Origin of the sequence: Spirillospora sp. NPDC052242 (assembly GCF_040679555.1) — a bacterium.
Classification (GTDB): domain Bacteria; phylum Actinomycetota; class Actinomycetes; order Streptosporangiales; family Streptosporangiaceae; genus Spirillospora.
The window spans coordinates 118261-141133 of sequence record NZ_JBFAUZ010000015.1 but is presented as its reverse complement, the minus strand read 5'-3'; the positions used below and the strand labels follow the sequence as shown (position 1 = coordinate 141133).

General features: G+C 73.8%; 23 protein-coding genes. 6 read left to right on the top strand and 17 right to left on the bottom strand.

Features of this window, described 5'->3' with window-relative positions; all coding sequences use genetic code 11:
- Position 1 precedes the first annotated feature (1 nt).
- Positions 2-1606 (top strand): DHA2 family efflux MFS transporter permease subunit, encoded by a 1605-nt coding sequence (locus AB0L25_RS15055; RefSeq protein ID WP_500172224.1) that lies wholly within the window; start codon positions 2-4, stop codon positions 1604-1606.
- Here the strand turns inward: AB0L25_RS15055 and AB0L25_RS15050 are convergent.
- Genes AB0L25_RS15050 through AB0L25_RS15005 form a run of 10 tightly spaced genes read right to left on the bottom strand, consistent with a single transcriptional unit; the run spans position 1578 to position 12169 of the window.
- Positions 1578-2825 (bottom strand): Nif3-like dinuclear metal center hexameric protein, encoded by a 1248-nt coding sequence (locus tag AB0L25_RS15050; protein WP_500172222.1) that lies wholly within the window; start codon positions 2823-2825, stop codon positions 1578-1580. The two genes, AB0L25_RS15055 and AB0L25_RS15050, sit on opposite strands and share 29 nt — an antisense overlap.
- On the bottom strand, positions 2806-3975 hold the full coding sequence (locus AB0L25_RS15045) for an SAM-dependent methyltransferase (RefSeq protein ID WP_500172220.1): 1170 nt from the start codon (positions 3973-3975) through the stop codon (positions 2806-2808). The genes AB0L25_RS15050 and AB0L25_RS15045 overlap by 20 nt, the downstream gene beginning before the upstream one ends.
- 3 nt (positions 3976-3978) lie before the next feature.
- The gene (locus AB0L25_RS15040; RefSeq protein WP_500172218.1) at positions 3979-5106 is read right to left on the bottom strand and encodes a nucleotide disphospho-sugar-binding domain-containing protein; all 1128 of its coding nucleotides are present in this window, start codon (positions 5104-5106) and stop codon (positions 3979-3981) included.
- A gap of 23 nt (positions 5107-5129) precedes the next feature.
- Entirely contained in the window at positions 5130-6365 is a 1236-nt protein-coding gene (locus AB0L25_RS15035) for a cytochrome P450 (protein WP_500172216.1), read from the bottom strand.
- A gap of 44 nt (positions 6366-6409) precedes the next feature.
- A complete protein-coding gene (locus tag AB0L25_RS15030) occupies positions 6410-7180 on the bottom strand; it encodes a sugar phosphate nucleotidyltransferase (protein WP_500172214.1) in 771 nt (256 codons plus the stop codon).
- Entirely contained in the window at positions 7177-8076 is a 900-nt protein-coding gene (locus AB0L25_RS15025) for a class I SAM-dependent methyltransferase (protein WP_500172212.1), read from the bottom strand. The genes AB0L25_RS15030 and AB0L25_RS15025 overlap by 4 nt, the downstream gene beginning before the upstream one ends.
- 40 nt (positions 8077-8116) lie before the next feature.
- Entirely contained in the window at positions 8117-9034 is a 918-nt protein-coding gene (locus tag AB0L25_RS15020) for a homocysteine S-methyltransferase family protein (RefSeq protein ID WP_500172210.1), read from the bottom strand.
- Positions 9031-10173, bottom strand: coding sequence for a trans-sulfuration enzyme family protein (locus AB0L25_RS15015; protein ID WP_500172209.1), 1143 nt, complete (start codon positions 10171-10173; stop codon positions 9031-9033). The genes AB0L25_RS15020 and AB0L25_RS15015 overlap by 4 nt, the downstream gene beginning before the upstream one ends.
- Before the next feature lie 2 nt (positions 10174-10175).
- The gene (locus tag AB0L25_RS15010; RefSeq protein ID WP_500172207.1) at positions 10176-11420 is read right to left on the bottom strand and encodes an aminotransferase class V-fold PLP-dependent enzyme; all 1245 of its coding nucleotides are present in this window, start codon (positions 11418-11420) and stop codon (positions 10176-10178) included.
- A complete protein-coding gene (locus AB0L25_RS15005; RefSeq protein WP_500172204.1) occupies positions 11417-12169 on the bottom strand; it encodes a hypothetical protein in 753 nt (250 codons plus the stop codon). Before AB0L25_RS15005 ends, AB0L25_RS15010 begins: the two co-directional genes overlap by 4 nt.
- A 93-nt stretch (positions 12170-12262) precedes the next feature.
- Here AB0L25_RS15005 and AB0L25_RS15000 point away from each other — a divergent pair, with 93 nt between their 5' ends.
- On the top strand, positions 12263-14011 hold the full coding sequence (locus AB0L25_RS15000) for an ABC transporter substrate-binding protein (RefSeq protein ID WP_500172202.1): 1749 nt from the start codon (positions 12263-12265) through the stop codon (positions 14009-14011).
- Between the two features lie 52 nt (positions 14012-14063).
- Here the strand turns inward: AB0L25_RS15000 and AB0L25_RS14995 are convergent, their stop codons facing one another.
- The 6 genes from AB0L25_RS14995 to AB0L25_RS14970 form a co-directional block, all read right to left on the bottom strand.
- Positions 14064-14771, bottom strand: a complete 708-nt coding sequence (locus tag AB0L25_RS14995) for a DUF899 family protein (RefSeq protein WP_500172201.1) — start codon at positions 14769-14771, stop codon at positions 14064-14066.
- 55 nt (positions 14772-14826) lie between these two features.
- Positions 14827-15408 (bottom strand): methyltransferase domain-containing protein, encoded by a 582-nt coding sequence (locus tag AB0L25_RS14990; RefSeq protein ID WP_500172199.1) that lies wholly within the window; start codon positions 15406-15408, stop codon positions 14827-14829.
- 32 nt (positions 15409-15440) lie between these two features.
- Complete coding sequence (locus AB0L25_RS14985; protein WP_500172197.1) at positions 15441-16796, bottom strand: ABC1 kinase family protein; 1356 nt, start codon at positions 16794-16796, stop codon at positions 15441-15443.
- Positions 16789-17427 (bottom strand): YncE family protein, encoded by a 639-nt coding sequence (locus AB0L25_RS14980; RefSeq protein ID WP_500172195.1) that lies wholly within the window; start codon positions 17425-17427, stop codon positions 16789-16791. The genes AB0L25_RS14985 and AB0L25_RS14980 overlap by 8 nt, the downstream gene beginning before the upstream one ends.
- Positions 17428-17429: 2 nt before the next feature.
- Positions 17430-18308: a class I SAM-dependent methyltransferase gene (locus tag AB0L25_RS14975; RefSeq protein ID WP_500172193.1), complete on the bottom strand. Its 879-nt coding sequence runs from the start codon at positions 18306-18308 to the stop codon at positions 17430-17432.
- A 142-nt stretch (positions 18309-18450) separates the two neighbouring features.
- Positions 18451-19650 carry a DUF6004 family protein gene (locus AB0L25_RS14970; RefSeq protein ID WP_500172191.1) on the bottom strand — a complete coding sequence of 400 codons (1200 nt, stop codon included), beginning with the start codon at positions 19648-19650 and terminating at the stop codon, positions 18451-18453.
- 457 nt (positions 19651-20107) lie between these two features.
- On the opposite strand from AB0L25_RS14970, the gene rfbB reads away from it, so the two are divergent.
- Positions 20108-21121: a dTDP-glucose 4,6-dehydratase gene (gene rfbB, locus AB0L25_RS14965; protein WP_500172189.1), complete on the top strand. Its 1014-nt coding sequence runs from the start codon at positions 20108-20110 to the stop codon at positions 21119-21121.
- 111 nt (positions 21122-21232) lie between these two features.
- Here the strand turns inward: rfbB and AB0L25_RS14960 are convergent, their stop codons facing one another.
- Positions 21233-21583, bottom strand: coding sequence for a winged helix-turn-helix transcriptional regulator (locus AB0L25_RS14960; protein ID WP_500172187.1), 351 nt, complete (start codon positions 21581-21583; stop codon positions 21233-21235).
- A gap of 175 nt (positions 21584-21758) precedes the next feature.
- On the opposite strand from AB0L25_RS14960, the gene AB0L25_RS14955 reads away from it, so the two are divergent.
- From AB0L25_RS14955 to AB0L25_RS14945, 3 genes are read left to right on the top strand one after another with little or no spacing between them, the layout of a single operon-like run.
- Positions 21759-22124: a DsbA family protein gene (locus AB0L25_RS14955; RefSeq protein WP_500172185.1), complete on the top strand. Its 366-nt coding sequence runs from the start codon at positions 21759-21761 to the stop codon at positions 22122-22124.
- A 2-nt stretch (positions 22125-22126) separates the two neighbouring features.
- Positions 22127-22468, top strand: coding sequence for an SDR family NAD(P)-dependent oxidoreductase (locus AB0L25_RS14950; RefSeq protein ID WP_500172183.1), 342 nt, complete (start codon positions 22127-22129; stop codon positions 22466-22468).
- Between the two features lie 45 nt (positions 22469-22513).
- Complete coding sequence (locus AB0L25_RS14945) at positions 22514-22807, top strand: SDR family oxidoreductase (protein WP_500172181.1); 294 nt, start codon at positions 22514-22516, stop codon at positions 22805-22807.
- The last annotated feature ends 66 nt before the right edge of the window (positions 22808-22873 follow it).

The following is a 22873-nucleotide window of genomic DNA, read 5'->3' as shown; positions in this document are numbered from 1 at the left end:
GATGGTGCTACGGAACCGGAGCCGCGCGCAGCGTGAGCCCGCGCGGGCCGCCGGTGCGCGGCGGTCGCGGCTGATCGTCCTGGCCGCGGTCCTCGGGGTGGTGATGGACGGCGTCGACATGAGCGCGGTCGCCGTCGTCAACCCGCTCATCGCGCGCGATCTGGACGCCGGGCTGGCACAGCTCCAGTGGGTGACCAACGCCTACGTGCTGGCCACGGCCGTCGCGCTCATCACGGGCGGGACGCTGGGCGACCGGTTCGGGCACCGCCGGGTGTTCCTGGCCGGGCTCGGCGGGTTCGCGGTCGGGTCGGTGCTGGCCGGGACCGCCGGCTCCGCCGAAATGATGATCTTCTGGCGGGTGGTGCAGGGGGCGTGCGGCGCGGTGCTGATGCCGTGCTCCCTGGCGATCCTGCGGCTGGCCTTCCCGCCGGACGAGCTCAAGCGGGTCATCGGGATCTGGGGCGGGATGATGGCGCTCACCATCGCGGGCGGGCCGTTCGTCGGCGGCGTGGTGGCCGACCTGGCGGGCTGGCGCTGGATCTTCTTCGTCAACGTCCCGATCGCCGCGGCCGCCGCGATGGTGACCCTCGCGGCCGTCCCCGCCGGGCGGGCCGGGGCGGCGCACCGGCCGCTGGACCCGGTCGGCGCCCTCCTGCTCGGCGGCGTGCTGTTCGGTGCCGTCTGGGGTTTGATCCGCGTGCCCGGCGCGGGATGGGGCGATGCGGGCGTGCTCGGCGCGTTCGCGGCGGCGGGCGCGCTGCTGGTCGTGCTGGCGGTACGGTCCGCCCGCGTCCCGCATCCCCTCGTGCCGCCCGCGCTGTTCCGGTCCCGGCCGTTCTCCGTCGGCATGGTGATCTCGACCATCGCGCCCGTCCCCATGTTCGGGGCGGTCTTCTTCATCGGGCTCTACCTGCAGAACGTGCGGGGCCTCGGCCCGGCGCAGGCCGGCGGCGTCCTGGTGGCGGTGCTGGCGCTGTTCGCGCTCTCCGCCCCGGTGGCCGGGATGCTCAACCAGCGGCTCGGGCCCCGGCCGCCGCTGCTGTGCGGGGCGGCGCTGAGCACCGCCGGGCTGCTGGGGCTGTCGCGGCTGGACGTGGACACGCCGGTGGCCGCGCTCGTCCCGTTCCTGCTCCTGCTCGGGCTCGGTGTCGGGTGCACCGCCCCGGTCGCCGCCGAGGTCGTCGTCGCGAACGCCCCGCCCGAGCTGGCGGGTGTGGCGTCCGGGCTCCAGCACACCGCCGGGATGGTGGGCATGTCCCTCGGCATCTCGGTGTACGGCACGCTGGTGTCGGCGGGGATCGGCGCGGTCCTCCCCGACCGGCTCGCCGCCGCCGGCCTCCGGCAGGACGCCGCCGCCGGGATCACCGCGCGGACCGGCGAGATCGCGCAGGGCGCGGTGCCGGCGCCGGACGGGCTGCCGCCCGCGGTCGCGGAGGCCGCCGCGGGCGCCGTCCACGCCGCGTTCGTCCATGGGGCCGGGCTCGCCCTGCTGGCGGGCGCGGCCGTCGCCGCGGCCCAGATCGTGCCGGCCGCCTTCGCGAGCGTCCGCGGCGGGCCCGGACGGCCGGACGACGCCGTCACCCCGCAGGCCACCATGGATCGCTGACCGCCGCGCAGACCCGGGCGGACACGGCGCCGCCCAGGCCGCGTTCCAGCCGGGCCGCCGCCTCCTCCAGCCACGGCCGTGCCGCCGTCCCGGTCCCGACCTCCACCAGCGCCGGGCCGCGCCCGCGCCGCGCCTCCGCCGCGAGACGGTCCGGGACGCGGCCCGACAGGAAGACGTCCGCGCCGCTCCGCTCGGCCGCGGCGAGCAGATCCGTGCCGTCGGCGTGCGGGCCTCGCGCGTCCGGGCACTCCGCGCCGGACGCACCCGCGCCGAGTACAGGGTCGCCGAGCACGTCGTCGCCGGACAGGCCGCCGAGCGCCACGGTGCGCACGGGCCGCTCCGGATCGCCCGCCGCGCGCACCCCCGCGGCGCCCGCGCCGAGCAGCCGTGCCGCGCGCGCCGCGAAGGCGGACAGCGGCATCGCGGCGGACAACTCCCCGATGCGGGCGGCCGCCCGGCCGTCCGCCCGGCCGCCGGGGCGCGCGGCGAGCTCGACCAGGTAGTACGGCGGTTCCTCGTAGGGATGCGCGGCCGTCAACGCGGCGACCACCGCGGCGCGGCGGGCGCGGGGCAGCATCATCTCCACCCGGGTCTCCGGCACCGTCTCGGTCCGCCCCGCCGCGCCGACCGCCGGACGGGCCGAGTCCTGCGGCACGAACGTGCCGACACCGGCGGCCGTCCACGCGCAGCGGTCGTACGCACCGATGCGGCCGGCGCCCGCCGCCGCGAGCGCGTCGATCACCCGGTCGGCGGCGGCGTGCGGCACGGAGGTGACCACGAGGTCCGCCCGTTCTTCGGCGGGCGGCAGCGGACGGGCGCCGCCCAGGCCCAGCCGCTCCGCCAGGACGTCCGAGGGGCCGTCGGCCTCCCCCGCCCCGCGGATGTAGAGCGCCACGCCGCCGGCCCCCAGCCGGTGCGCGAGCCGCGCCGCGTCGGCGGAAGCCGCGGCGCCCGGGAACGCCGGACGCCGGACGACGAGCAGCTCCGCTCCGGCCGCCACGGCCTCGTCGACGCTCGCGTCCGCCACGTCCACCGCGAACAGCGCGATCCGCACGCGCGAGCCGGGCTCGCCGCACACCAGCCCGGCCGTTCCGCCTCCGGCGGCGGAGCCCGGGGGGACGGTCTCCGTGCCGCCGGCGGGCGGGAACGCGTCCAAGACCGCGGCCACGCGTTCCAGCGGGACTCCGGCGGGCAGCGGGTCAGCGAAGCGGTTCTGCACGGAAGCTCTCCTTGAAGACGAGGAGGGTGGTCAGACGGCCGCGGGCGTGCTCCAGGAGGGTCCGCGCCCCCGCCTCCGCCGCGCCGGCCGTCACCACCCGCGCGTCCGGCGAGTACAGGTCGCTGAGCAGCACGCAGGTCATCGGCTCCGGCGCGTCCCGCGCCGCCCGGAGCACGAGCCCGATGTCCCCCGCCGTCATCTCCACCAGCGCGCAGGGCAGCCCGGCCGCGAGGTACCCGGCCAGTTCCCGCAGCAGGTGCTCGCGGGTCTGGCCGTGGCGGGCCGGCAGCCCCGACAGGTAGGCGTACCCCAGGTCGAAGGGGTCGCGGGCCAGGCTCCGTCCCAGCTCTCCCGCGGCGGCCAGCCCGATCGGCACACCCGGCACGACGACCAGCCGCCGCCGGACCGGGGACAGGCCCTCCAGCACGTCGTAGGTGTCCGGGTTCCCCTCGACGAGCAGGACGACCTCGCCGACCCCGGCGTCCTGCAGCCGGTCCACCGTGTCGCTGATGCCGGTCACCGTCGCGTCGTAGTTCATGGCGTCATAGGGCACGGCGTGGCGGCCCGCGGTCGTCCGCAGCCCGAGCGCCGGCAGGGTGTTGCGGAACGTCCAGTCGGTCGCGACCACCGCCTCGGCGCGCGCCAGGGCACGGCGCACCCGCGCACCGTCCCCGCGCACCCACGGCCCCACCCCGACGGCGGTCAGCAGCTGGAAGGGCGGCGGGACGCGCGGACGCCGGTCGCGGTGCAGCCGCCGGATCGCCGCGGCGCGGGCGGCCACGAACGTACCGGGGACGACGAAGTGGCAGCGCCGCCACGGTTCGCGGGCCCCGCCCGGCGCGGGGCCGGGCGGGCGCAGCCAGTGGCCGCCCGTCGCGTCCGCGAGCGAGGCCGCCGTCCGGGCGGCGGCCCGGCCCACCAGCGCCACGGGCCGTCCCGCCGCCAGCGCGGTCGACGCGATGCGGTGCGCGCCGGACGCGGGCGGGTCCGTCCGCAACGCGACGAATCCGGCCGACACCGGGGACAGCGGATGCCGCCGCCCGGACGCCTCGACGGTGATCCGGTCGCGGACCAGCGCCGCCGCCCGGAAGACCGCGGGACCGTACAGCAGGGCGTCCGCGCCGTGGACCGCCCCCGCCTCGACCGTCATCGCTCAGCCGCCCAGCGCCAGGACACGGTCCACCAGATCGGCCGGGGCCGGCATCCGGGCGATCTCGTCGCGGACGTCCCGCGCCGCGTCCCGCAGCCGCGCGTCGTCCAGCACCCGCCGGATCGACGCGGCGTCCAAGTCGCCGGCGGCGGTGACCAGCCCGGCGCCGCGCTCCCGCACCACGTCCGCTTGCAGGAAGCTGGGCGCGCCCGACGGGACGACGAGTTGCGGGACGCCGCCGTCGAGGGCGGCGAGGATGGATCCCGCGCCGCCGTGGTGGAGGATCGCCGAGCAGCCCGCGAGCACCGCGCGCAGCGGCACCCACTCGCGCAGGAGGCGCACGTTGCCCGGCGGGTGCCGCAGCGGTCCGTCCGCCTCTCCGCTCGGGACGACCCCCGCCATCAGGAGGACGAACTCGGCGTCGATCTCCCGTGCCGCTTCGAGGGTGCGGTCCAAGAACAGCGCCATGTCGGGCGCCATGATGTTGGTGCCGACCGTGACGGCGATCCGGCGGCGGTCCGGCGGCCCGGTCAGTTCCGGGGGCAGGACGCCGCCGCCGTTGAACGGCACGTAGCGCATCGGCCAGGCGCCGTCGTCCGGCGCCATGCTCGGCGGGGCGACCTCCAGCGAAACCCGGCGGCGCGGCGGTCCCGCCACGCCGAGCGCGTCGAACGTCTCGGGGATCAGCTCCGGAAGCCGGTCGAAGTAGTCGTCGCCGCGCAGCAGGCTGGAGCGGTGCTCCACGACCGGCACGTCCGTCGCGGCCGCGGCCAGCAGCCCGCCGCCCTGCAGCTGGGAGGTCACGATCAGGTCCGGCCGCCACCGGCGCGCCAGCGCCGTCATCGCACCGGCGTACCGGCGGGTGACCTCGGCCAGCAGCGGCCACCCGTCGGCGACCTTCGTGGCCCGGAGCCGGACGATGTCGGGCCGCCGGGCGTTCAGTTCGGCGACCGAGGGGCACCGCCCGTCCGGGTCGAAGTCGGCGACGAGCGCGCCGGCGTCGGCGACCGACAGGGCGGGCCCGGTCGTGCCGAACAGCACGTCGTGGCCGGCCGCGCGCAGCGCCCACGCGAACGGGACGAGCGGGATGGTGTGGCTGACCAGCGGGGTGGTCAGGAAGAGCACGCGCATCGCCATCTCCTCGCGGCCGTCCGCTACCGGCGCAGCGTCAGCGGAAGGTCGGCGAACCCCCGCAGATTGTGGCCGGGACGGCGGCGGGCGGGACCGCCCGGCTCGATCACGCGGAACCCCGTCACCAGCTCGGCCAGCAGTTCCCGCACCTCCAGCGGCCCGACGTGCGCGCCCAGGCAGGAGTGGATACCGCCGCCGAAGGCCAGGGAGGACCCCTCGTCGCGCAGGACGTCCAGCCGGTCGGGGTCGGTGAACCGCCTCGGGTCGCGGTTGGCCGCGCCCTGGACACTCACGACGATCTGGTCGGGTTCCAGATCGAAGCCCGCCACGGTGCACGGCTCCAGGGCGGTGCGCGGGTTGAGGTTGAGCGGCGGGTCGAAGCGCGCCAGCTCGTCCACGGCGCGGGGGATCCGGCCGGGGTCCTCGCGCAGCAGGGCGAGCTGCGCGGGCTCCTCCAGCAGCGCGTACAGCGCGTTGCCCAGGAGGTTGGGCGCGGTGTCGATGCCCGCGTTCATGAGGTTCGCCGCCGTCGCCACCAACTCGATCTCGTCGAGCGGGTCGTCGTCGGCCGGGGCGACCAGCCGGCTCAGCAGGTCGTCGCGGGGTTCGCGGCGGCGCTCCGCCAGCAGCGCGCCGAAGTACTCGGCCTGCTCGATCTCGGCGCGGGCGCAGGCGGGCAGTTCCGCCGCCGCGGTCTGCGGGTCGAAGATCTTCATGGCGTCCAGTGCCAGGGCCATGACGTGGTCCCGGTCGGCGTGCGGCACCCCGAGGAGGTCGCCGAGGACGGTCGTGCCCAGCGGGTAGGCCACCAGCTCCATGAAGTTCCCGCCGGGGGTGCCGGCCAGCTCGTCCAGCAGCTCGCGGGCCCGGGCGCGGACCGAGTCCCGGAGCGTTTCGACGAAGTGCGGGCCGAAGGCGTAGGCGACGCGCCGCCGGATCCGGGTGTGCAGGGGCGGATTGGCGTACACCATGGTGCGCTTCCACCGGGTCATCACCGGCTCGATCAGCTCGGGCGGCAGGCTGGTGAGGTTGAGCACCGACTCCCTGCCCCGGCCGAGCTCGCGGCGGCGCAGCGCCGGTTCGACGTCGGCGAAGCGCGTCAGGATCAGCATCCCGGAGTCGGTGACGAAGGCGGGGGCGTTGGCGTGGAACCAGCGGTAGGTCTCGTAGGGCTCGACGTCGGGGGGATTGTTGATGATCCCGAAGAACTTCTCCTCCGCGCGTTCGCGGAGGCCGGCGGGAACGTTGGGCGCGGTCACTACCACTCCACTCGCAGAAACGGACGCAGGATAACTACCTGTTTTTAAAGTATGGATGGGTCGGGTTCGGGCGTCCCCGTCGCGGCGTACCGGGCGTCCGCGGCGCGGTAGGCGTCCAGACCGCCGCCCACGTCGGACCACCACCCGGCGACCTCGGTCACGGCCAGCTCGCCGCGTCGCGCGTACCGGCGGTTGAGGTCCCAGATCTCGGTCTCGCCGCGCGCCGACGGGCGCAGCGTGCGGATCTCGTCGAACACGTCGCGGTGGTAGAGGTAGCAGCCGAGGTCGATCAGCCCGGGTTCGTGCCGATCCGGGTCCTTGTCGCCCAGGGCGACGACCCGGTCGCCGCGCACCGTCAGCGACGTCTGCGCCGCGGTGTCCGGCACCCGCGCCGCGACGATCCGCGCCCCGTCCGGGCGGCTCGCGAACGCGGTCACCGCGGGTCGCAGCGCCCCCTCGATGAGCACGTCGCCGCAGGCCACCAGCAGTCCGTCGGTGCGCACGTGGTGCTCGACCCGGGCGATCGCCGACGGCATCCCGCCGGCCGACGACGGCTGCCAGACGTAGGCGAGGCTGCGCAGGCCCAGCTCGCGGCCGTCCCGCAGGGCGTCCAGGAATCCCGACGCGTGCCGCTCGTCGATCACCAGCAGGACGTCGCGGACGCCCGCGCGGACGAGCTGGTCGATCACCCGGGCCACCAGCGGCCGTCCCGCGACCGGCAGCAACTGCTTGCTCGTCCGGGCGGTGAGCGGCGCCAGCCGGGTGCCCCTGCCCCCGGCCAGCACCACCCCGGTCACCGGCGACGCCGCGCTCACGCGTCCCCGCCCGCCGCGCCCGCCGCCGCGTCCTCCGGCCGCGCCGCCCGCAGGAGCAGGGCGGTGGACGGCAGGAGGAGCCCGCCGTCGCCCGAACGGTACCGCTCGGCGGCCGCCGCCACCGCCGCCCACGTGCCGGGATCGTCCGCCGACCCGAACGCCTCCCGCACCGCCCGCAGCAGGCCCGGCGGCATCACCGCCCTGGCGAACTCGGCGTACTCCTGCGGGGACGCCACTCGGAACGGCACCACGTGCTCGGTCACCGACACCTCGGCGAATCCGGCGCGCCGCACCTCCGCGGCCAGCGTCCCGGCCTCGGCCATGCTGAAGGGTCCCGGCGTCCCCGGCGGCGGCGGGGGAAGCCGCAGCCGTTCCCTGACCGCGGCGTGGCCGAGCGCCATCATGGGCACCCGGGCCGGCGGCGCCCAGAGCGCCGCCGCGAGCACTCCCCCGGGTCGCAGCAGCCGGGCCAGGGAGCGGAAGAGAGCACCGTGGTCGACGGCGAACATCAGGCCCCACCGGCTGAGCACGACGTCGAAGGAGCCGGGCGGGAGGCCCGGGGCCTCCGCGTCGGCGACGGCGAACTCGACGTTGCCGGCACCGGCGGCGCGCCGCCGGGCCGCCTCCAGCATCCGCGGGGAGATGTCGATGCCCAGGACGCGCCCGGACGGCCCGACGACGCTCGCCGCGCTCAGCGCGGGCTCGCCCAGGCCGGTCGCGACATCGAGGACGGCGTGCCCGGGCCGCACCCCGCCGAGCTCCAGCAGCCGCCGGGTGACCGCGGCCGCCCCGCGCTCGAACGTCGCCAGCGTCCGCTCCCATCCCGGGCTGACGGCGTCCCAGGTCTCGCGCTGCTCGTCCTTCACGGACCGGGAATCCGGCCGCCGAACGGTCATGCCCACCGCCTCCTCGTCTTCCGGGTCATCTCCGGGACGCCTACCGGCGCCGCCGGGCGTCGTCTGCCGGGTACGGCCGTCCGGGCGAGCGGGTAGTCGCCGCCGCCAGATGGTCGGGGGTGGTGCCGCAACAGCCGCCGAGGATCTCGGGCGCGAACTTGTCCCGCCATCCGTGCAGCAGGTCGGCGAACTCGTCCGGCGACAGCGCGGGCGGTACGTACCGGTCGACGTGCGTCCAGCGGTCCGGCGCGCCGCGCTCCTCGATCCCGGGAGAGACGCCGACCGGCCCCGAACAGGCGTCGCGGAGTTCGGCGAGGGCGCGCTCGGCGTCGGACGGCGCGGAGCAGTTGACCAGGACGGCCTCGGCACCGTCGCGTTCCGCCGCGGCGGCCGCGGCCGCGAGCGGCTCGCCCGACAGCAGCCGCGCGCCGTCGCCGCACACGAACGACACCCAGGCCCGTCCGCCGGCCGCCTGCACCTCCTCGAGCGCGATCCGCGCCTCCCGCGCGGTGTTCATCGTCTCGACGAGGACGAGGTCGACGCCGGCCCGCACCAGCTCCGTGGCCAGCCACCGGTGCTCGTCCCGCAGTTGCGCGTCCGGTGGCACCAGGTCGGGCCGGTAGCAGTCCTCGACCGGGGCCATCGAGCCGGCGACGCGGGCCCGGGCGGCGCCGCGCGCGGCCCGCGCCACCCCCACCGCCGCGTGCACCATCCACGTGAGGCCGGCGGTGTCCAGCCCGATCCGCTCCAGCGCCCGCCGGTTGCAGCGAAAGCTGTTCGCGGTGATCACGTCGGCCCCCGCCGCCAGGTACCGCTCGTGCACCCGCCGCAGACCGTCCCGCCGCGCCTCGGTGTTGAGCGCCAGCGTCGTCCACCAGGGCGCGCGCATGGGCAGGCCGGTGCGCTGCAGTTCGGTGGCGACGCCGCCGTCCAGCCAGGTCGTCGCTCCGTCGGTCATCGGTCCGGTTCCTCCTCCTGCCGCAACGCGGCCTCCAGATCGGCCACCAGGTCCGCCGGGTCCTCGATCCCCGCCGAGACGCGGACCAGCCCGTCGCCGATGCCCAGCTCGGCGCGGGTGCGCGGCGGGACGTTCGCGTGGGTCATCAGGGCCGGGCACTCGACGAGCGAGCGCACTCCGCCGAGGCTGACCGCGCACGTATAGAGCTCGAGCCGGTCCATCAGCCGCACCGGGTCGCCGAGGTACTCGAAGCCGACGATCGAGCCGGGCGCCGCCATCTGCCGGGCGGCCACCGCGTGCCCGCGATGGCCCGCGAGCCCCGGGTAGTACACCCGGCCCACCCGGGGCGACGCGCACAGCGCCTCGACGATCGCCCGCGCGTTGTCCACCTGCCGTGCGGTGCGCAGCGACAGCGTCTTCAGGCCGCGGTGCACCAGGAAGCAGTCGAACGGGCCGGGCACCGCCCCGGTCGTCGCGCGATGCTCGGTGAACGCCCGGTGCAGCCGGTCGTCGTCGCAGACCAGCGCGCCGCCCAGCACGTCGGAGTGCCCGGCGATCGACTTGGTGGTGCTGTACAGCGTGACGTCCGCGCCGAGCCGCAGCGGCCGCTGCAGCGCCGGCCCCGCGAAGGTGTTGTCGACCACCACCAGCGCGCCGCGCTCATGCGCGCGCCGCGACACCTCCGCCACGTCCGTGATCTTCAGCAGCGGGTTGGTCGGCGTCTCGATCCACACCATCGCCGCCTCCTCCGCGAACGTCGCGTCCAGCGCGGCGGCGTCGCCGAGGTCGGCGTGCCGGACGGTGACGCCCTGCCGGGCGAGCAGGGCGAACAGCGCGCGGGTGCCGCCGTAGACGTCGTCGGAGGCCACCAGCCGCGACCCCGGTTCCAGCAGGGAGAGCACGGTCGCGGCCGCCGCCTGGCCGGAGGCGAACGCGGTCGCGGAGCGCGCGTCCTCCAGACCGGCCAAGCAGCGTTCCAGGGCCTCACGGGTCGGGTTCTCGCCGCGCCCGTAGAAGTAGCGGGGCGGATCCTGGACGCGCCGCTCGTACGTCGCCGCGACGTGGATCGGGGGGACCACGTCGCCCGTGCCGTCTACGGCCTCCTGCCCGAGCCGCACCAGCTTGGTGTCGAACCGCATGATCACAGGAACCGCGTCGTGGGGTGCTCGAGCGTCCACACGCCCGGCCGCACCGAATGCAGCAGGTCGACGGCCCGCTCGATCTCCTCGACGGTGTTGTAGACGGCGAACGACAGGCGCACCGTGCCGAGCAGGCCGAGGTCGTCCAGGAACGTGCTGGCGCAGTGGACGCCGCAGCGCACCGCCACCCCGTGCCGGTCCAGGTGCCCGCCGACGTCGTACGGGTGGAGGCCCTCGACGACGAAGGAGACGATGCCGCTCGGGGTCTCCTCGGGGGCGCCGACGACCCGCACGCCCGGGACCTTGCGCAGCGCCGTGACCGCGTGGTGCACGAGCTTCGCGTCGTGCTCGCGGACGTCGTCCCATCCGATGCCGGCGACGTAGCCGAGCGCGGCCGCCAGCCCCACCGCACCGGCGACGTCCGGTGTGCCCGCCTCCAGCCGCGCGGGCGCCGGGACGTACCGCACCGGCTCGTCGCGGGACACGCCCTTCACCGTCCCGCCGCCGACCCGGTACGGCGGCAGCCCGGCGAGCAGGTCGCGCCGCCCGTACAGGACGCCGACGCCGGTGGGGCCGTAGACCTTGTGCGCGGAGAAGCAGTAGAAGTCGGCGTCCAGTTCGCGCACGTCCACCGGCATGTGCGGCACGGCCTGCGCCCCGTCCACCACCACGGGGACGCCGGCCCGGTGGGCGTCGCCGATCAGCTCCCGGACGGGATTGACCGTGCCGAGGACGTTCGACACGTGCGCCACTGCGGCCAGCCGGGTGCGGGGGCCGAGGCAGGCGGCGAAACCCGCCCGGTCGATCCGGCCGCGCTCGTCGACGGGGGCGACCGCCAGGCGCGCGCCCGTCCGCTCGCACAGGCGCCGCCACGGCAGCAGGTTGGAGTTGTGCTCCATGCCGCCCACGACCACGACGTCCCCCGCGCCGACCCGCTCCCGGCCGAAGGTCTCGGCCAGCAGGTTGATCCCGTCGGTGGTGCCGCCGGTGAAGACGATCTCGTCGGGGTGGCCGGCGCCCAGCGCCTCCTGCACCGCCGCCCGCGCCGCCTCGTACCGCTCGGTGGCCCGCCGGGCGAGGGCGTGATGGCTGCGGCCGATGTTGGCCGTGGCGGTGGCGTAGTGGTCGACGATCGCGTCCAGCACCCGCGCCGGTTTCTGCGTCGTCGCCGCGTTGTCGAGGTAGACCGGCTGCGCGCCGTCCACGGTGGTCCGCAGGATCGGGAAGTCGTCTCTGACGTCGGTCATCCGGGGTCCTCCTCAGGCCGGAACAGGCCGGCGAACGCGTCCAGGAACGAATCGGGGAAGGCGAACACCTTCTGTTCGGGGTATGGGCGCCGGGGCGCCGGAACCGAGCGGTGCGGCCCGTAGAAGAACCAGCAGGTCTGCCCGATCTGCTCGGTGAACAGGGCGGGCCACGCCTCCGCCGGGTACAGCCGCCCCTGGACGCGCGTGGCCGCGAGCTCCCCCGCGGGGCCGAAGCCGTATCCGGCCATCACGTGCCCGAACAGGTCGTGGACGGCGCGGAACAGGTCGTTGTGCAGGAACTCGTACCGGCGCACCCGCACGCCGGACGGCTCGCGCAGCGGGTGCGGGCCGGTGTCGGACGGGGGGCCGTGGGCCGCGGCGGTCGCCAGGACCCGGAGGCGGCGCGTGGCGGTGACGCGCTCGCGCAGGTCCCGCGAGTCGCGGTAGGGCGGGCCGTCGCCGCGCCACGGTTCCACGGCGAAGCCCGCGGCGCGGACGGACCGGTACAGCAGCAGGTTGTTCTTCTTGAGTATTTCGTAGCTTCGGAGCAGCTCGGGGCTTTCCCGGCGACGCGGAGCCCGCTGGTAGTAAGCGGCGACCTCGCGGCAGAAATCCTCGTCCAGCACGATGCGGGCCCGTTCGAGGGGAGCCTCCCGGCTCCGCGAGCCGTGGCGTTCTCCCAGCTCAACGGTGACGTGGTAGGCGGCCAGCCGCCGCAGGTCCCGGCAAGCCCGATCGCGGTCGGCCACCTCGACGACTCCCTCCGCGCACCAGGACGGCGTATTGCCATCTTATCTCGGCAACTTGATAATCATATAGCAACGACTCGGATGGGAGAAACGATGACCAGCACCGCGTCAGCGCCCCCCGCACGCCCCGGAACCCCCCGGTACGGCGGAACCCTGCGGCTCCGGGGGCCCGGCGGCGTCGACCACATCGACACCGCCAGCGCGTACTACGCCACCTCCGCGCAGATCCTGCGCGCGCTGGCCCGGCACTTGTTCGCCTATCCCGCCCAGGACGACCTGTCCGATCCCGGCAGGGCGTTCACCCCCGCCCCCGACCTCGCGGCGGAGATCCCCACCGTGGAGAACGGCGGGGTGAGCGCGGACCGGCGGACCTACACCGTCCGGCTCCGCGACGGGGTGCTGTGGGACTCCCGCCCGCCCCGGGAGGTCACCGCGCACGACGTCGTCCGCGGCTTCAAGCGGCTGCCCAACCCGGTCTCGGGCGCCGGCGCGCTGACGTACTTCACCAGCACGATCGAGGGCATGCGCGAGTACTGCGACGCCTACCGGGACGCCTTCGCCGGCGTCGAGCCGACCGCCGCCGCGATGGCCGCGTTCCAGAACTCGCACGCCATCTCCGGGCTGCGCGCGCTCGACGACAAGACCCTGGAGTTCCGGCTCCTGCGCCCCGCCAACGACTTCCTCAACATCCTGGCGACCGGCTTCACCGCCCCCGTCCCGGTCGAGTACGACGCCTACGTCCCCGACAGCATGGAGTTCCGCCGCAACACCCTGTCCTGCGCGCCCTACCGGCTCGTCCATTACGCCGACGACGGCTTGGAGATCCGGATGGAACGGAACCCCGTGTGGCGCCAGGAGACCGACGTGATCCGGGGCCAGTACGTCGACCGCATCGAGATCGAGGTCGCCGACGTGCCCGTCCCGGAGATGGAACGGCTGATGGACGCGGGCAAGGTCGACCTCGCCTGGTCCTACACGGCCGTGTCGTGGGACCGGCCCAAGCCCGGCCAGGACGCGCCGCCGCGCAGCTACCCGGGTTTCGCCCTCAACCCCTATCTGGTCTTCAACCTGCGCAGCCCCAATGCCGGACGCGCCACCGGCGACCCGCGGGTTCGCAAGGCCATCGCCTACGCCGTCGACAAGGTCGCCGTCGGGGAGATCCTGGACGAACTGGACGCGCCCAATCAGCCGCTGGGGTCGGTCATCCCGGCGGGGAGCATCGGCCACCGCGGCTACGACCCGTACCCGACCCCCGGATCACGCGGCGACCTGGCCAAGGCCCGCGAGCTGCTGGTCGACGCCGGATACGGCGAGGGACTCACGCTCGTCGCCGCCGTCCGCAAGATCGGCATCCACCTCAAGGTCATGGAGTGCATCGCCGCGCGGCTGGAGAAGATCGGCGTCACCCTCGACTGGCGCTACTACACCCAGGCCGAGTACTACGGGTCGGCCCTGTCGGACCCGGAGGCCGGACGGGCGGGCGCGTGGGACATCGCCGAACCCGGCTTCACCCCCGACTGGTTCGGCAACAACGGACGCGTGATCGTCCAGCCGCTGTTCCAGACCAACGACGTCCCCGGAACGACCAACTACGGCGGCTACAGCAACCCGGAGGTCGACGCGTTGATCGAGCAGGCCCTGCAGGAGCCCGACCCGGAGGCGGCCGAAGAACTGTGGCACCGGGTCGACGTCCTGATCATGGACGACCTGCCGGTCGTGCCCATCCTGTCGTTCGCGGCCATGACGTCCCGCTACCACGGCAAGCGCGTCCGCAACCCCGTCCACGTGCCGCAGATCGAGTTCTTCGACATCACCAACATCTGGCTGGACCCCCCGGAGTGATCCCGCCCGGCGGGCGCGGCGGGGACGCCGGTCGCGCCCGCCGACGCCGGCCTCAGCTCGTGGGCGACGCCACGTAGTCGTTGGCGGCGTACCAGTCACCGCGGCCGGCCGGCACCAGGTCAAGGACCTGCCAGACGGGCGACAGCAGGTCGATGCCGCGTTCGGGCAGCTCCGCGTCGACGCTGGCCTGCATCGTGTACCGGTGGCGCACCCGGTCGCCGGCGCGGTCGAACACGCTCAGGCCCGGCCGCTGCGCGCCGTCCGGCCCCTCCACCGCGAGGTCGCCGTTGAACGCGCTGTCGTGAGCGGACAGCAGGCGCACCCGGTTCCACCCGCGCCGGCGTCCCCAGGCGCGCAGCTTCGGCAGCGGCGCCTTGGCGACGACGGCGAAGGCCGCCCGGCGTTCGACGTGGTGGACGACGCCGTTGAAGCCGTCGACCCACATCGAGCACATGGGGCACGCCTCGTCCGCGTCGGGCGCGAACATGAGGTGGTAGACGACGAGCGCGTCGTGCTCGCCGAACAGTTCGCTCAGGGCACGCGCCGTCACGGGCTCGTCCTCGGCGAGGTCCCGCGGCCCCTCGGCCAGGCTGTAGTCGGGCAGGACCGGCCCCGGCGGCAGGGCGCGCCGCGCGGCGGACACCCGCTCGGCCTGCGCGAGCAACTCCTTCTCGGCGGCCAGCAGCCTTCGCCTCGCCTCGACGTGTTCGGTTCCGGCCCCGGCCGGCCACAGCGGCCGTGCCTCGGTGAGATCGCCCACCGGGCGTCCTCCGTCCAGTATCGGGAACGATACCGGCAGGCTATAGGAATCTGAATCAGCCGGTGGCTCTTCGGCACCGGAACATCACCCGGTGTGGCACGGGCCCCGTCCCGCCGTCGGGGGCGCCCCGCATCGGCCGTCCCTCGGACAGTTCCACCAGGGCGAACCCGCAGACGCGCAGCTCGTACAGGTAGCCCTCCAGCGTGCGGTGCCAGATCGTCGCGCCGTCCCAGGTGCGCTCGCCCTCGTCGAGGTAGCCCCGCCGCGCGCCGTCGTCCGCCGCCGCGCCGGACTCCCCGTCCGGTGACGGGCGCGGGGCGGCCGTGACCAGGGGATGCGGGACGGCCAGCACCAGCCGTCCGTCCACCGCCGTGTGGTGGCGGGCCGTCTCCAGGAGCCGGGCGATGTTGCGGACGCGGTGCAGCGCCATCCAGGAGACCACCAGGTCGAACGTGCCGAGCCCGGCTCCGGACCAGTGTTCCAGGTCCGCGAGGGGGACGCCCGTGTAGGCGGCGCCGCCGTCCGGCGCCCAGTGCCGCAGCTCCGGCACCGTGCACCCGAGGTCCAGGACGGCGCCGCGCGGGTCCCCGAGGAAGGCGCGGAACACGCTGTGCAGGCCCAGTGCGTCCATGGTCATGGGCTGGTTCTCCTCCCCCGGTCCCCGCGGGTTCAGCCGGCGCGGGCGCCGAACAGCCCGAGGTTGAGCACCGGCTTGGCGGTTTCCTGGAAGTCGATGTCGGGGTCCAGGTCGCGGATGGCGCCTTCGATCACCAGCAGCGACAGCAGCGGAAAGATCAGCTCGGCCGCGGCGTGGATCCCGAAGCGCCGCTGCAGGTCGAACATCTCGGCGGCGAACGCGATCAGGCTGAACTCGCGGGCCGGGAGCCCGTGGCTGCGTTCCACGAGGTCCGCCATGCGGGTGAGGAAGCCCTCCAGGTCGGCGTCCGGACGGACGCCCGCCGCGCTCTCCACGACGATCTCGGCGCAGCGGCGGCCCCGGCCGGTCGCCATGTTGAGGAAGAACTCGGCGAACAGGCGGCGCAGCCGGTCGCTCAGCTGCACGCTGAACCCCGCGTCCAGCACGACGACCTGACCGTCGCGGGTGAAGTAGAGGTTGCCCGGGTGCATGTCGCAATGCACGAAACCGGTGACGAACAGCATCCGGTAGACGGCGGTCAGCGCGGATTCGGCGAACCTGCGGCGCATCGCCGGCGGGCACGCCGCGGCGGCGTCGATGTCGAGATCGGGGATGAAGTCCATGACGATGCAGGCGGGCCGGCACTCGTCGGGGTGCACCCGCGGCACCCAGACGCGCGGCACGGGCGTCAGGGCGTCGCGCAGCCGGGCGAGGCTCTCCGCCTCCCGGGTGAAGTCGAGCTGCCCGATCACCGCCTCGCACATGTTGTGGACGACCTCGGTCACCGGCATCCCGCGCAGCGGCGGAAGCCGCGCCGCCAGGCGCGCCCCGCCCCTGATCAGCGCCAGGTCGTCGCGCATCACCCGGACGATCCCGGGGCGCCGCAGCTTGACCGCGACCCTGCGGCCGTCCGGGAGGGAGGCCGCGTAGACGCACGCGACGCTGCCGGCCGCCACCGCCCGCGCGTCGAACTCGGCGAACGGCGCCGCGGCCGCCGGCCCGGGCGCACGTGCGACGCGACCGGACGTCCCGTCCGCCGGGGAGGGCACGTCCGCGTAGACCTCGCGGAGCGCGCGGCGGGCCTCGGCGGGACTCACCGGCGCCACCGAGTCCTGCAGCCGGGACAGTTCGTCGCACAGGTCCGCGGGCAGGACGTCGCGGCGGGTGCCCAGCACCTGGCCGGCCTTGACGAACGTCGGGCCGAGCGCCATGAGGACGGCGGTGAGACGCCGGTACAGGTGGGTCCGCGCCGCGCCGCGGTCGCCGCGCACGGCGTGCAGCGCGGTGCGGGGCAGGGCTAGCGCGCACATCGCCGCGACCGTGACCGCGACGCGCAGGGCCCGCAGCGCCAGCGACGGTGCCCGGCCGAGGACCGTCCCGTCATGCACGGGACATTCCCGGTATCTCGATGGCCCGCAGCTGCAGGGTCGTGTAGTCGCAGTACCAGATGAGGCTCCCGTCCCAGGCGATCCCGGTCGGGTTGCCGTGCACCGACACCGACGCGACCTCGGCGCCCCGCTCCAGGTCCAGGAGATTGATGGACGCGCCGTGGTGGTCGGCGTAGGCGACGAAGCCGTCCGAGACGGTGATCCCCGCCACCGGCCGGTTCACCTGGAAGGACGTGATGAGCCGCAGGTCCGCGGGGTCGCGCAGGTCGATGGTGCGCAGGTCCTCGTAGCCGAGCCAGAGCCCGTGGTGAGTCGCCTCCAGGCCGCACAGCACGTTCTGCGGCCTGGGGTTGGGGCGCTCGGCCAGCACGTCGCCGGTCTCCGGGTGCAGGACCCGCAGGTCGCGGCGGTCGCCCGCCACCTGCACGAGCCGGCCGTCGATGCTGGTCAGGTCGGTGCGGACGCCCGGGCACGGGATGCGGCGCGTCACCTCGCCGGTCCCGGGGTCCAGCTCCATGATCTGGTTGGAGACGGCCTCGGAGAACCACAGGTGCTGGCCCGTCCAGGTCAGCCCGCACAGTTTGAGCGCGCGCACGGGGATGTCCCGCACGGATCCGGCCGCGAACGGCATCGTCATCTCCTCTTGCTGAGAGCGCAGTCCAGCCGCCAGTCGGTCACCTGGCGGACATCGTCGGGCGGCCGCACCTCGACGCGGAGTTCGTCCCCCGCCGAGACGGGCGTGTGCCGCAGCGGCCAGACCCATACCGCCCAGTTGCAGCCGGGGTACGACGGCATGTTCGACAGCGAGATCCCCTTGGTCAGGGTGGCGGTGAAGTACCCGGCGACGGCGTGGAGCCGGCCGGGCCGGTCGATCTTCAGGGTCCGCGCGGTCCGCCGCACCGGGCGGGCGCCGCCGGGCCGGTGGTCGGCCAGCGTCACCGGCTCCCCGAGCAGCCGGGGCGGCCGCTGGAAGAAGTAGAGCTGCGCCTCGGGGTGCGCGTGGTCCCGCACCGCGTCGAGCCGGAACCCGAAGTAGTCGTCGCTCCACAGCCCCCAGCCCTCCCGGTCGAACTCGATGGGCGCCAGGTGCGTGACCAGCCGGTTCGGGACGACGTGGCCGCCGCGCGCGAGGTTGCGGCGGTTGAAGGCGCCGAGCACCTCCATCATCTGCTCCTCGGGACCGAGGTTGCCCATCATCTCCGAGACGACGACGTCGGCCTTGCGCGGCAGCCGGACGGCCCGGGCGTCCCCCTGGACGATCGTGAGCCGCCCCTTGAGGTCGTTCTGCTCGGCGACCGTCGCGGCGACGGCGGCCGTGACGGGGTCGGCCTCGATCGCGTAGACGTGCTCGGCGCCGTGCCGCAGCGCCAGCAGGGACAGCGCCAGGGTGCCCGCGCCGACGTCGGCGACCACTCCGCCGCGGACGGTGTTCTCCAGCGCGCGGTCGTAGGCGATCACGCGCGGCCGGTCGGCGAGCATGGCCTGGTGCATCAGCAGCCGCCGCTGGTCCACAGCGTCCTCCCGTCCCGGGCCGTGTTCCTTCCGGGCGTCCCGGGACGACGCCCGGAAGGAACCTCCACGGGGGCTAGAACTATAGGTTTTTCAACCATCAGAACCGACCCCCTCGGTCATGTCAAGCGACCCTGCGGCGGGTTCAGATGTTGACCGCCGCCGTCTCGCCGACGTGGGCGTCGCGCATCACCAGGCGGACGCCGCTCAGGCGCGCCCTGACGTCGCCGTCGGTTCCGACCAGCGGGGCGTCGCCGCCGCCCATGGCCAGTTCCGTGCCGGTGGGCTCGAGGTCGCGCAGCCGGCCGGCCACGTGCACCGGGCTGGCCGCGTACAGGTTGCCCCGCGGCGTGACCAGCTCGAACTCGGCGTCGATGTGCAGGTCGGCGGGGTAGCGGACCCGGCTGAGGCTGTCCTCGTTGCCCTCGCCGAGGGTCCCGCCGGACACCCGCGGCCAGCTCGCCCGCAGCATGACCCGCCCGCCGAGCGCCTCGCAGGTGCCGACCATCGCGACGCGGGCCATCTGCGCCAGCACGCCGGCGCCGTCGTGCTTCTCCGGCCCGAAGAGCAGGATCTCGGTGCCCGCCGCCTTGCGGTAGTCGCCGGCCAGCTCGATGGTCTCGGTACGGCCGTCGACCTCGACGTCCACCGAGCCCTCCATCGACACCTGCATGATCATGGAGGGGTCGACCAGCATCGACATGCACGGACCGGCACTGGCCGCGAAGAACACCGTCGGGGTGATGCCGACCGGGTTGTTCTCGTCGTCGGCCGGGTACCACGCCTCGGGCAGCGTGGTGCCGCCCACCACGTTCGGCGCCTTGACGACCTCGAACGGGCCGTCGCCGCGCGGCGACCCGAGGTAGGGGCCCGTGAGCGGCTTCTTGTACGGCGGGATGCCGTCCGCCACGCCGTAGATGTCGATGACGTTGCGGTGCGCCAGCCGCAGCGTGCTGGTCTCCAGGATGCCGAAGCGGCGGATGTAGAACTCCGCGGGGAAGTTCTTGCCGGGGACGATCTGCCGCACGTGGCCGGTGTTGGGCAGGAACGGGTTGGACAGGACCTGGATCCTGTCGTCCAGCTCGTAGCTGTAGCCCTTGATGCCGACCTCCGGCGCGCTGACCAGCTCGAGGGTCAGCTCGGCGTGCCCCTTCTCGTCCACCCGGTGCTCGAACCCGGGCATGGGCCACTTGTTGAGCTGCACGAAGCCGGACAGGTTGATGGTCTCCCGCCGGCCGGCGTAGTAGTCGTCCCCGAACACGACCGTGGCCGCCGCCAGGATGTGCGGCCGGATCGGCTTCGGTTCGAGATTGAGGGACTCGTAGGTCTCACGGAGAGAGCTCAAGCCAGACACCTCCAGGGTCTGTTGAGTTCGTCGTGCCGAGGCGGCCCCGGCCGCGCGGTCCCGAGGACACCCATGGATGCTTCACTATAAATTTCTATAGTGAAGGGTCAAGGGCCTCGAGGAACGCCAGCCGCCCTCCAGGCCCGGCGAAACCGCGCCGGACGATCACCGGAGCGACGTCCGGACACCGCGCCCCCGAGCGCGCCGGCCGAGCGGGCCGACGTCCCCAAAGTTCATCCGACCAGCGAGTACACCCAGAATCATCGATGGCGCAGGCGTCGACCATGGGATGCTTCTGCAGGGACACGAGGGCTCCTCTCGGCACCGCCAGGGGGCCGCCCTGTTCGCCAGGAGCGAACAGCCTTACCGCCCCTCCACTGGCAGTACGCACACCAGTGACTTTAAAATACAATAGCAAATTCCATCGCAGCGTACGGATCGAGGGCGTGGTCGACTCATGACGGAGCACGTGCTGGTGACCGGCGGCGCGGGATTCGTCGGCTCGGCGTACGTCCGGACCCTGCTGGCCGAGGACGTCGCGCGCGTCACCGTGCTCGACAAGCTGACCTACGCGGCCGACGCGGCGACGCTCGCGTCCGTCCTCGCCGACCCGCGGGTCCGTTTCGTCCGGGGCGACATCTGCGACGCCGCACTCGTGGACACGGTCATGCGCGGCCACGACACGGTGGTGCACTTCGCCGCGGAGTCCCATGTCGACCGCTCCATCGACCGGGCGTACCCCTTCGTGATGAGCAACGTCACCGGAACGCAGGTCCTGCTCGACGCCGCGCTGCGGCACCGCATCGGCACGTTCCTGCACGTCTCGACCGACGAGGTGTACGGCTCCCTCGACAGCGGCTCCTGGACGGAGGCCGCACCGGTACGGCCTTCATCCCCCTACGCCGCGACCAAGGCGGGCGCGGACATGCTCTGCCTGTCCTACGCCCGGACCCACGGGATGGACGTGCGGATCACGCGCTCCTCGAACAACTACGGTCCGTACCAGCACCCGGAGAAAGTGATCCCCCTGTTCGTCACCAATCTCCTGCTCGGCCGGAAGGTCCCGCTCTACGGCGACGGCCTGAACACGCGCGACTGGCTCCATGTGGACGACAACTGCCGCGGCATCCGGCTCGTCCTGGAGCACGGCAGGCCCGGCGAGGTCTACAACCTGGGCGCGGGCAACGAAGTGACCAACCTGGAGCTCACGACCGCCCTTCTCGGCCTCTTCGGGAAGGGTCCGGAAATGATCGAGTGGACCCCCGACCGCAAGGGCCACGACCGGCGCTACTCGCTGGACTGCACGAAAGCGGCCGCCGAACTCGGCTACCGTCCGACCCGCGACTTCCGAACCGCGCTCGCCTCCACCGTCGAGTGGTACCGCGCAAATCGCGACTGGTGGGAGCGGCTCCGCGGCCACCCGGCACGCCAAACGGCCAAAGGCCGTGCGCAGGTGCGCACCCGCCAGTGACCGACCATCACCGCGTGAAAGCAGCAACGCTTTTCCGTCAGCGGCCCCGGGCGCGCTACGAGATCGTCAGTTCGAAGCCGACCACAGTCCGGCGTCGGTGGCCGTCGCAGGTCAGGACCGGGACGCGGAGGAGGCGGTGGCGCCGGCACGGGAACGGTTGGCGCGGATCTCGTCGTGGTGGTCGGCCGCCCAACCGATCAGCTGCTTGACGATCTCGTTCAGGCCGCCGCCGAGCGGGGCGAGCGCGTACTCGACGCGCGGTGGCACCTCGGCGTAGGCGGTGCGGCTGATCAACCCGTCCTCTGTGAGCCGGCGGAGGGTGTGGGTCAGCATGCGCTGGGAGATGCCCGGGATCTGGCGCTGCAAGTCGGTGTAGCGCATCGGCCCGCCCTCCAGGACGGCGATGATCAGCATGCTCCACTTGTCGCCCACCCGGTCGAGCACCTGTCGGATGAAGTCCATGTGATCGGCGGGGATGCTCGCGCACGGCCCGACCGAAGCCGCCATCCCGATACCCGCGCTGTCCTGCATGGCGCCCGTTCCTCTCCGTCGCGCACACCGATGTGCCTTTTGTATCGCCTTCCATACTGGCTCATAATGGCGTTACGAACAAACAGTAGGAATTGGAGGTCAGGCCATGAAGGTAGAGATCTGGTCTGAGATCACCTGCCCCTGGTGCGGCCTGGGCGGCCATCGGTTGGATCGGGCCGTGGAGCGATTCGAGCACGGCGGCGACGTAGAGGTGGTCCACCGCTCGTTCCCTCTGGGCAGTGGCCTGCCCGAGGACCGCACGTTCAGCGTCCGCGACTATGTGCTGGCCAAGTACGGCGCCGTCCCCGGGCAGGCCGGCGTACCGGATATCGAAGGCATGGCCGCCGCCGAGGGCCTGACCCCCTACCGCGTCCTGGACAACCGAGTCGGGAACACCGACCGCCTGAACCACACGCCCGCCGGGCGTCCGATCTCCGCATGTCCCGGCGGTCACGACACGGAAGGAATCTGACCATGCCCACTCTCGCCATCGTCGGCGCCGGCCCCGGCATGGGCCTGGCCGTCGCCCGCACCTTCGGCGGCCGCGGCTTCGACGTCGCCCTGATCGCCCGTACCAAGGAGAAGCTGGAAACGCTCGTCGATCAGCTCGGCAAGGAAGGCATCACGGCCGCCGGGTTCCCCGCGGACATCCTCGATCGCGCCTCACTGACCGATGCCCTGGCCGCGGCCAAGGCCCGCTTCGGCGGCATCGACGTACTGGAGTATTCACCCGCCCCGCACTCCCCGGTGCCCGGCCTCACCCTGGCCGCTCCCTCGGAGGTCACGGTGGACAATCTGCAGCCGATGATCGAGTAAGGCTTCTACGGCGCCGTCACGGCCGCCCGGACGGTCCTGCCCGCGATGCGCGAGGCGGGCGCCGGGACCCTGCTGTTCACCACCGGCGGCGGCTCGGTGGACCCGGTGCCGATGTTCGGCAACGCCAACGCGGCCCAGGCGGCTCTGCGCAACTGGGTGATCAACCTGAACAAGGAACTGGCGGGCACCGGCGTATACGCCGGTCACGTGGTGATCGGCGTGTGGATCGGTGAGGGCGGTCCGGAAGGCGGCCCGACGGCCACGCCCGAGCAGATCGCTCCCCTGTACTGGGACCTGCACGAAAACCGCGACCGCTCCGAGGCCGTCTTCAACGCCTGACCGGCCGACTCACCTTGTAGTTGTGCTCCAGCGGCCGCCGCCCCGGCCACGGACCCAAACGGCGTC

Excerpts from the sequence above, each read along its gene's own strand:
- AB0L25_RS14960 (WP_500172187.1), bottom strand. The coding sequence starts at position 21,583 with ATGGACTTCATCCGACAGGTGCTCGACCGGGTGGGCGACAAGTGGAGC.
- AB0L25_RS15045 (WP_500172220.1), bottom strand. The coding sequence starts at position 3,975 with ATGACGGTCGAGGCGGGGGCGGTCCACGGCGCGGACGCCCTGCTGTAC.
- AB0L25_RS15000 (WP_500172202.1), top strand. The coding sequence starts at position 12,263 with ATGACCAGCACCGCGTCAGCGCCCCCCGCACGCCCCGGAACCCCCCGG.
- AB0L25_RS14945 (WP_500172181.1), top strand. The coding sequence starts at position 22,514 with ATGCGCGAGGCGGGCGCCGGGACCCTGCTGTTCACCACCGGCGGCGGC.
- AB0L25_RS14950 (WP_500172183.1), top strand. The coding sequence starts at position 22,127 with ATGCCCACTCTCGCCATCGTCGGCGCCGGCCCCGGCATGGGCCTGGCC.
- rfbB (WP_500172189.1), top strand. The coding sequence starts at position 20,108 with ATGACGGAGCACGTGCTGGTGACCGGCGGCGCGGGATTCGTCGGCTCG.
- AB0L25_RS15040 (WP_500172218.1), bottom strand. The coding sequence starts at position 5,106 with ATGCGCGTGCTCTTCCTGACCACCCCGCTGGTCAGCCACACCATCCCG.
- AB0L25_RS14955 (WP_500172185.1), top strand. The coding sequence starts at position 21,759 with ATGAAGGTAGAGATCTGGTCTGAGATCACCTGCCCCTGGTGCGGCCTG.
- AB0L25_RS15055 (WP_500172224.1), top strand. The coding sequence starts at position 2 with ATGGTGCTACGGAACCGGAGCCGCGCGCAGCGTGAGCCCGCGCGGGCC.
- AB0L25_RS15020 (WP_500172210.1), bottom strand. The coding sequence starts at position 9,034 with ATGACCGACGGAGCGACGACCTGGCTGGACGGCGGCGTCGCCACCGAA.
- AB0L25_RS15010 (WP_500172207.1), bottom strand. The coding sequence starts at position 11,420 with ATGACCGACGTCAGAGACGACTTCCCGATCCTGCGGACCACCGTGGAC.
- AB0L25_RS15025 (WP_500172212.1), bottom strand. The coding sequence starts at position 8,076 with ATGACCGTTCGGCGGCCGGATTCCCGGTCCGTGAAGGACGAGCAGCGC.
- AB0L25_RS14980 (WP_500172195.1), bottom strand. The coding sequence starts at position 17,427 with ATGCCGTTCGCGGCCGGATCCGTGCGGGACATCCCCGTGCGCGCGCTC.
- AB0L25_RS15015 (WP_500172209.1), bottom strand. The coding sequence starts at position 10,173 with ATGCGGTTCGACACCAAGCTGGTGCGGCTCGGGCAGGAGGCCGTAGAC.
- AB0L25_RS14990 (WP_500172199.1), bottom strand. The coding sequence starts at position 15,408 with ATGACCATGGACGCACTGGGCCTGCACAGCGTGTTCCGCGCCTTCCTC.